This is a genomic window from Streptomyces sp. NPDC005151 (assembly GCF_053599875.1).
Genome location: NZ_JBSFYR010000107.1, coordinates 1 through 7,336, shown reverse-complemented (window position 1 = coordinate 7,336; position 7,336 = coordinate 1). Strand labels below are relative to the sequence as shown.

The 7,336-nt window shown below is 67.1% G+C and carries 8 protein-coding genes; 4 read left to right on the top strand and 4 right to left on the bottom strand.

Translation table 11 applies throughout. The annotated features are described in order from the left end of the window. Positions 1-1,243: 1,243 nt before the first annotated feature. The gene (locus ACWD6R_RS34715) at positions 1,244-1,966 is read right to left on the bottom strand and encodes a hypothetical protein (protein ID WP_451822376.1); all 723 of its coding nucleotides are present in this window, start codon (positions 1,964-1,966) and stop codon (positions 1,244-1,246) included. Positions 1,967-2,757: 791 nt separating this feature from the next. On the opposite strand from ACWD6R_RS34715, the gene ACWD6R_RS34710 reads away from it, so the two are divergent. Next, a complete protein-coding gene (locus tag ACWD6R_RS34710; RefSeq protein ID WP_451822387.1) occupies positions 2,758-3,318 on the top strand; it encodes a GNAT family N-acetyltransferase in 561 nt (186 codons plus the stop codon). A 228-nt stretch (positions 3,319-3,546) separates the two neighbouring features. Continuing rightward, complete coding sequence (locus ACWD6R_RS34705) at positions 3,547-3,873, top strand: SDR family oxidoreductase (protein WP_451822375.1); 327 nt, start codon at positions 3,547-3,549, stop codon at positions 3,871-3,873. A gap of 119 nt (positions 3,874-3,992) precedes the next feature. Here the strand turns inward: ACWD6R_RS34705 and ACWD6R_RS34700 are convergent, their stop codons facing one another. Beyond that, positions 3,993-4,169: a hypothetical protein gene (locus ACWD6R_RS34700; RefSeq protein WP_451822374.1), complete on the bottom strand. Its 177-nt coding sequence runs from the start codon at positions 4,167-4,169 to the stop codon at positions 3,993-3,995. 509 nt (positions 4,170-4,678) lie between these two features. On the opposite strand from ACWD6R_RS34700, the gene ACWD6R_RS34695 reads away from it, so the two are divergent. After that, complete coding sequence (locus ACWD6R_RS34695; protein ID WP_451822373.1) at positions 4,679-4,933, top strand: hypothetical protein; 255 nt, start codon at positions 4,679-4,681, stop codon at positions 4,931-4,933. Between the two features lie 1,046 nt (positions 4,934-5,979). On the opposite strand, the gene ACWD6R_RS34690 is transcribed toward ACWD6R_RS34695, so the two are convergent. Together ACWD6R_RS34690 and ACWD6R_RS34685 are read right to left on the bottom strand one after the other, a co-directional pair. Beyond that, positions 5,980-6,120: a hypothetical protein gene (locus ACWD6R_RS34690; RefSeq protein ID WP_451822372.1), complete on the bottom strand. Its 141-nt coding sequence runs from the start codon at positions 6,118-6,120 to the stop codon at positions 5,980-5,982. Positions 6,121-6,131: 11 nt separating this feature from the next. Further along, positions 6,132-6,557: a hypothetical protein gene (locus tag ACWD6R_RS34685; protein ID WP_451822371.1), complete on the bottom strand. Its 426-nt coding sequence runs from the start codon at positions 6,555-6,557 to the stop codon at positions 6,132-6,134. 379 nt (positions 6,558-6,936) lie between these two features. On the opposite strand from ACWD6R_RS34685, the gene ACWD6R_RS34680 reads away from it, so the two are divergent. Beyond that, positions 6,937-7,336, top strand: a 400-nt coding sequence (locus ACWD6R_RS34680; protein WP_451822370.1) for a transposase, incomplete at its 3' end; no start/stop codon positions are given.

Genomic DNA, 7,336 nt, shown 5'->3' with positions numbered 1-7,336 from the left:
GCCGCACCCGCACCGCAGCCCGCCACCGCCCCCACCCAGCCACCCCCGGACCCAGCCGCACAGCCCCGCCAGGCCTTCGCCCGGTCCCGTGCCGGGTTTCGGGTGCGGCACGCAAGGGGTAGTCGGCAGATCGAGCAGGCACGCCACCGCAAGTCACCTCGGCAGAACGGGACACCGCGTCCAGGCGGGCCTGCTCCCCCCTGCAACAACCCAGAAAACCCACACCCACAACAAGCCAGGGTGCCAACGCCCGCGACAGGCCGGAAGACCCACGCCCGCAACAGACCAGGAAACCCACGCCCGCAACAGGCCAGAAGACCCACGCCCATGACAGGCCAGGAGCCCAACGCACGCGACCGGCTGGGTGATCGGCGCCCGCGACAGGCCAGGAGACCCGCGCCCGCAACAGAAAGGGAGTCGGCGCTCGCAACGGGCCAGGAGACCCGCGCCCGCAACAGCGCTGGAAGACCGGCACCCGCGACCGTCCAGGAAACCCGTGCTCGCAACGAACCAGGAAACCGGGCGCCCACAACAGGCCACGGGCGCAACGGGTATGAACGGTGCCCGCCATCGTCCCGACGCGATTGCTGACGCCGGGCTTGCGATCAGAGCACCAGAAGAAAACAACGCACAATGCCGGCACCACCGGCCGTCCGGCCGAGCAGACCGCACAGGACCCGAGGCCACGGCAAGCACGCCCCACACGGCAGACCACCGCACGGCAAAACACACCACCGCGGAACAGGACAGGCAGCCAGGCAGGCAGGCAGGCCACACGAGAGGGACGGCAGCCGGACAGGCCACAGCAGCGCAGGGACGGCAGCCGGGCGGGGCAGGAGAGGGCCGGTGGCGGCGGGGGCGACAACCGTCCGGCCACCGCCGGCCGCGACCGGATGAAGCAACCGCGCAGTCGCGGCGGACGATGCAGGGTCCTGAAGGCCGTGCGTTCTCGCGGCCGGACCCGGCCGCCCCCGAACAAGCCACCCAGGCAGCCGGACACCCCACCAGCAATCCCCCCGGAGGCCCGGACCACACGGCCTCAGCCGTCCGAGCCCGCCAACCACGGCACACGCGACAGCAGCAAACACCTAATATGGCGAAGCCGATGTACAGGGCACCGGGCACCCGCCGCGCACACATACCACCGCCCGGACAGGCACCCGCCCACAGGTGCCCCCCGCATGCCGGAAACCCCGGCCCGATTCCGACGGGCCGGGGTTTCCCTATGACGCAGGCGGCTCTTTCAGTACCTGTCGCCCCTGTCGCCCCTGTCGTCCCTGTCGAAGTGGTCCCGGACCACCCGGAAGCTGCCCACGACGCCGTTGCGGACGAACACGCCGCCGCGGATGTGGTCACGGGTGAAGACACCATTACTGGTGCTCCAGGGACCGACCGTCGCGACCGGGGAACCGTTGTCACAGGTCGCCCCACGGAAGAACTCAACAGTCCGCCGGCTGTCGTTACGAACGTTGAAGCTCTTGGCACCCAGACCGCTCACCACCGTGATGCAGCCCTCCTCCCCACGAGCGGAGTACGACCGCTCGTTGATGAAGATCCGGCCCTCCTCCCGGTGACCACGGCGCTCGTTACCGCCACGCTCGTTACCGCCACGCTCGCCACCGCCGTAGCCGCCTCCCTCGTTCCCCTTGCCGCCACCGCCGTTCCCGTTCCCGTTCCCGAACCCGTTCCCGTTGCCGAACCCGTTCCCGTTCCCCTTCCCGCTTCCGTTCCCGTTCCCGTTCCCGTTCCCGTTCCCGTTCCCGTTCCCGTTCCCGTTCCCGTTCCCGTTCCCGTTCCCGTTCCCGTTCCCGCCGTCACCACTAAGCGGAGCAACAGCCGGAGCAGCCTGCTGAACGGACGGAGCAGCCGGAGCCGACCCGGCAGCCGAGGCATACGTAATGCCAGTAGTAGCCAGAACCGCTGCGCCTACTACGGCAGCGGTCACAGCGACGGTACGCGTGGTCATGTCACTTCTTCCTGTCTCAGAGACGCCGGCCGGGCAGCCGACCTGAAACGAACGTACTTACAACCCCATTACCTGTCATATCGGACAGGTCCACGGCGTGACACCACAGGGCCGACCGGGTGTACACACCCCACCCCCCACCTACCTGACGAACCGTCAAACAATAAGAATAACAAGCCCCCCTGGCACACGATTAACCCTTCCGAGCGACATACCCCCACCCCCTCACCCACCCGGCAGCACCCCACCCCAACCCACCACACCCCCAAACCACACCCCCACCACCCTGAACAACCATCACCCACACCAACCGGCACAACGGCGGCGTACGCCCCTGCGCCCCCCTCGATTTCCAGCCACGCGGCCATATCCGCCGTAGGGAAGTCCGCCAACAGCTCCCGAAGAGGTGGTGAAGGCTTCCAGGGAAGCCGTCGCCGCCTCTCCATTCCCGCCATGCGCCGCTCGGGCCGTCCTCTCCCACGCAGCAGTCAACGAAGTTCAGGACCTCTGGCCACCAACGCATAAGCAGCGCTCACGCAATGAAACGGCTACGGCCTTGCCGACTACCACTGGGAGGCGAGTTGTCCGTTGATGGGCCGAGGGCACGTCGCCGGGGAACCGTGCTGGACCAGCCGTGGGAGCGGATCGAGCCGCTGCTCCCGAAGCGGGAGCGCAGGTTTCGCCACCCGGACCGGCCTGGAACATCGGACCGCCGAGGCCGCACCACCGCAGACGCCCGTGAGAAGATCCCTTCGCAGTGTGCGCTGGTACCGACCGTGAAAAAGGTGACGATGTACGCGATATCCCTGGGCGACGACGGCGCCGAGGTGCGCCCGCTCGAGCCGTGGCGGGCCGAGGAGTTCCTGGCCCACATCGACCGAGGACGGGAGTTCATCGGGCAGCACAACGCGCTCCCCGACGTCGTCACTGACCTGGAGTCGAGCCGGGCGTTCCTCCAGGCGTACGCAGATAAGTCCGCGGCCGACGCCGGCCGGCTCTACGGCATCTGGACGGACGGTAAGCTGGTCGGCGCGGTCCTCTTCCGGAATATGGACGTCAAGCAGGGCACTGCCGAGGCAGGCTGCTGGCTGGAGCCGTCGGCGGTGGGCAAGGGCCTGGTGACCCGGGCCGCGCGTGTGATCATCGATTGGGCGATCGAGGAACGGGGCTTCCACCGCGTGGACTGGTGGGTCTCGACAGCGAATGAGGCCAGTATCGCTGTGGCCAGGCGGCTCGGGATGACTAAAGACGGCGTGCTGCGGGAGAGCTACCTTTACCGGGGGAAGCGGCACGACGAGGAGGTCTGGTCGGTACTTGCGCCGGAATGGCAGGCGGGCAAGCAGGCGTCTTGAGCTCATCACGCAATGTGGGGCGCATGCGTTGCCAGCAGATGATCGCGCAGCCTGGGGTGAGGAAGGCTTGATTGGATGTTGGCGCTGATCTCCCAGCGGATACGCAGGCCGCGGAACCGGTTCACTGAGTCGACCGAGGACTGGGAAGCGACAGGGCCCTCCCTCCGCCGATCGTGACAGCATCCGAAGAGTGAGGCCCTCCACTCCGGATTCATTCACAGATCCGGGATGAGCCCGGCGATGATCTTGCTGCCCTTCCACGCGAAGGTTGTTGGTCCGATCATGCTGGCCAAGCACTTCGCGCCGACGATGCCGAAGACAGGGTCGTTTGTCGTGTTCTCGGAGGTGACCGCCCTGCAGCCGAATCCCAGTTTCCCCACAGCGGCGGCAACCAACAGCTCGGTGGACGCGGTCACCCGGTCACTGGCAGTGGAGCTCGCACCGCTGCGGCTGAACGCCATCTCGCCCGGCACCATCGACACAACGCGTGGGACGGGCCGGACGAGAAGAAGGGCTCCTTCCTGGCCATCGCGCAGGCAGCCGTCTCCGCCATGACCAGCACCTTCACGACCAGCACCAGCCTGGCGGTCGACAACGGACAATCGCCGGTCCAGCCGATCCGGACACCGCACGGCCCCTCGGCTCAACTCCGGACACGGAATGGGCTCGGACGGCTACTCCTCGCGTTCGTACTCAGCCTGCGCCCGCTTCTCGTCGAGTTCGTCCTGGGCGGCGCGGTAAATGTCGCTGACGACCTTGCGGACAGCATGCGCATCGGACCCGGACGAGGCGTCCCGGATGCGGTCGGCCCACTCATCCACGTCATGCAGATTTTTCGATTTCTCACTCATATGACATTTGTACCTTTTTGGGGCTTCGCTTGCCTCCCCTACCGGTAGGTGAAGCGGCAGCGGTGACCGCCTACAGACCACGGCGGCGTAGATCCGCCAGGAATCGGGCAACCAACGCGTCGGTCGGAGTCGCAGTAATGGCGACGACACCGCGGTGAACTTGATGGGCGGCAAAGAACTGGTCGGCCCAGGCGGCGTCTCCGTTGTCCTTCGTGCGGCGAACGAAGCGGTGATCAACGAGTTCATCGACGGTGACGGAGGGCAGGCCGTGAAGGGGTGGTCGGGCGGCGCGTCGACCACCTCTTCGCCCGCCTGCCCCAGCGGTTCCCCTTGCGATGTCGCCCCGGTCGATTCGGGGCCCCACGATCAAGTCAGCTTTGCCGGTTTGAGGTTCTGCCTATGACCTTGGTCGGAGAGAGTGGTGAGGAGTCGGCCAGCTGCGAAGATCCGCGTGGGGTCCGGCAGCCGCGACGACGCTTGATGGGGGCCGTTTCATGTTATCCGCCGGTGTGTTCCACGTTGATATCGAGCAAGGCGATGTCGTCGCTGCGGGGTGCGGACTGCATGGCGTAGTGGACGAGATCGTCGGCGAGGGCCTCCGCCGTCCCCCCTACGACCGATTCCGCCCCTTCGCCACAGAAGAACGCGCCATCCTCACCTCGATCGCCGGGGCCTGGATACCGAAGGTGGGCATGATCTGGCGGGGGACCCGGTCGACCACGTCCTGCACGCCGACGGCTTCGGTGAGCGTGGCGGCCAGGTGAAGCAGGTGGTAGGCCTCCCCTGCCCGGCTTGACGTGGCCGGCGACGCGGGGCGCTGCGCCTCCGGAGTGTCCTCGGCATGGGCCGCGGGGGCAGGAGTGATACGGACACTGATAGAAGACGCCGATCGCATCACGCTCGTGCTGGGCCAGCTGCGGCGGATGCGAACCGGGCCAGAGCAGCACCAGCCCGCCCCGATCGGTGTCGCCTGTGGTGATCGGGGCTGCGGCTGCCGCAAAGTGGTAGGGCACCACGAGCGCGGCCCTCGGGTAGCGCCGTGCCATCTCTTCACGGCTACCGACCCACACCACGCGCCGCATCCCGCACGTCCTCACCCACCTTCGGCGACATGGGACCGGGCTCCCTGCACGCGCCCGTAGCGATTCCCGGCAGCTTCAGCACTGATGTGGCGGCCGGCGCCGATCTGGTGACCAGCCGACCCCGGCTCGCCCGTCGGCCTGCACCGCCCCGCGCACCATTCGTCCGGCCGGCCCAGGCACCTCCGCCACAGCGGCACAAAAGCATACTCCGCCGAGGCAAGGCCACTCACCTGCTGCACGACGGCCTGTACCCGTTCCAGCAGCTCAGCGCCTACCAGCAGCATCGCCTGCCGAGCCTCTGCGCCCTCCCTCCGACGGCGCCGGACCCGCCAGGCCGCCTGCCGGTGTGCCGCATGGCAGGACCGACGGCGACGACCTGCCGGTTCCGGTAAGAGTGTGTCGCACCAGCCACACCGAACGTCGCACATATCCGGACAATAGGCGTGCCATGCGGTGATGGAACCCGATGCCGGCGCGTCACAGGCGGTCGCAGCCCGAGCCCGCAGAGTCCCCAGGACCTGTTCAGCCGGCCGCAGAGTGCTCTTTTGCTCGTGCCGGGTGCTGGCGAAGCGGCAGGAATCGCTGACGTCGCCTCGATCAGCCCGCACCGGAGCTTCGTGGGAAGCGTGTAGCGGCCCCGGTACCCCTTCATCGTCCTGACTCAACTTCCGTAATCACGTTGCTGTGAGTGATATTCGTCAGGAGACCAGCGGGTCCGAGGACAAATATCAGGTGTAGACGATGGGGCAGCCACGCCGGATCGAGTGCTGGGCAGCGCGCAGGAACAGTGCGACGTAAAAGGCTGTGTCCAGGTCATCGCCCCACGGTCCCGGTCGAACGGCGGCCAGTTCCTTCGCTGCTCCGTCCATGAACCACGCGGTCAGGTCGAGGTGTCGCACATCGCTGGGGTCTCGGCTGGCAGGTCGACGGCTGCTGCCAGTTTCTCCGCGATTGCCAGCGCCTGAGGAGCGCCGGCGACCATGGTCGAATCGGAGTTGATGGGCAACCAGATCTCCTCGTCGAGGGACAGGGGCACGAGCACCGTCCAGCCGCAGACGGTCTCCACTTCCTCCCTTGACAGGTGCGCCTGGCACAGAGCACCGAACCCAGCCATGGAGGGGATCAGCTTCTCCTCGAAGGCCTGCCCCGAACCGGGAACAAAGTCCGCCTCCACCGGTACGGACTCATACGGCGGCAGCCCCCGCAGTCTCAACTCGGCGTTGAGCGCCGAGGCGACTCCACCCCACCCGTCTTCCTCGTCATCGAACCATTCTTCCGCAGCAACACTGACCAGATATACGCCCATGTGCGGACCGTACAGCGCACGGCTGACATCGGTCCGAGAGCCGACAGGACGCGCTTGCGTCGGAGCGTGAAACCGGCGCGGCCGAACGTCTGGCGTCTGAGCATCTTAGTGCGTTGTGGCAAACCGGATTTCGTTCGAGGTGTGCTGCGAGGGTGACCATCTGGACGGAGGTACGGGTGCGGCCGCGGGCATGAAAGAACGGGCCCCTTGGTAGTGACGCGGTTACGACACCCAGCACGACCAAGGAAGCCCGTTGCCTGATCAGTTGAGCAGTATCACTGTGCCTGCGTCCACCACGGTCACCCCTGGGTGTGACTGCTACGTGCACCGGTTCGGTTCGATCGCTCCGGGGAGGCGGGCAGGCTGCTATCCGAGTGATATGACGGATGCGGAGTGGGCCGAGGTCCGCTCCGCGATGCCGGTGCCGGCCTGGCTCCTCAAGCAGGGCGGGCGCCCGGAGGCGTACTGCCACCGCGAGATGCTCGACGCGGTGCGCTACCTCGTCGACAACGGCGTGAAGTGGATGGCCCTGCCGGTCGACTTCCCGTACTGGCGGGCGGTCTACGACTTCTTCCGCCGCTGGCGGACCTGCGACTACGCGCGTGAACTGCACGAACGTCTGCGCCGCAGGGCGAGGGAACGCACGGGCCGCAACGCCGAGCCCAGTGCGGGGATCATCGATAGTCAGTCGGTCCTACGTTGTTGGTGGGTTGGATGGGCCGTCGTAAGGTCCAGAGGCCCAGAGACACCGGGTATGGCTTTCAGTCGGTTGCCCTCGA

Excerpts from the sequence above, each read along its gene's own strand:
- ACWD6R_RS34700 (WP_451822374.1), bottom strand. The coding sequence starts at position 4,169 with ATGAGTGAGAAATCGAAAAATCTGCATGACGTGGATGAGTGGGCCGAC.
- ACWD6R_RS34705 (WP_451822375.1), top strand. The coding sequence starts at position 3,547 with ATGAGCCCGGCGATGATCTTGCTGCCCTTCCACGCGAAGGTTGTTGGT.
- ACWD6R_RS34690 (WP_451822372.1), bottom strand. The coding sequence starts at position 6,120 with ATGGACGGAGCAGCGAAGGAACTGGCCGCCGTTCGACCGGGACCGTGG.
- ACWD6R_RS34685 (WP_451822371.1), bottom strand. The coding sequence starts at position 6,557 with ATGGGCGTATATCTGGTCAGTGTTGCTGCGGAAGAATGGTTCGATGAC.
- ACWD6R_RS34710 (WP_451822387.1), top strand. The coding sequence starts at position 2,758 with ATGTACGCGATATCCCTGGGCGACGACGGCGCCGAGGTGCGCCCGCTC.
- ACWD6R_RS34715 (WP_451822376.1), bottom strand. The coding sequence starts at position 1,966 with ATGACCACGCGTACCGTCGCTGTGACCGCTGCCGTAGTAGGCGCAGCG.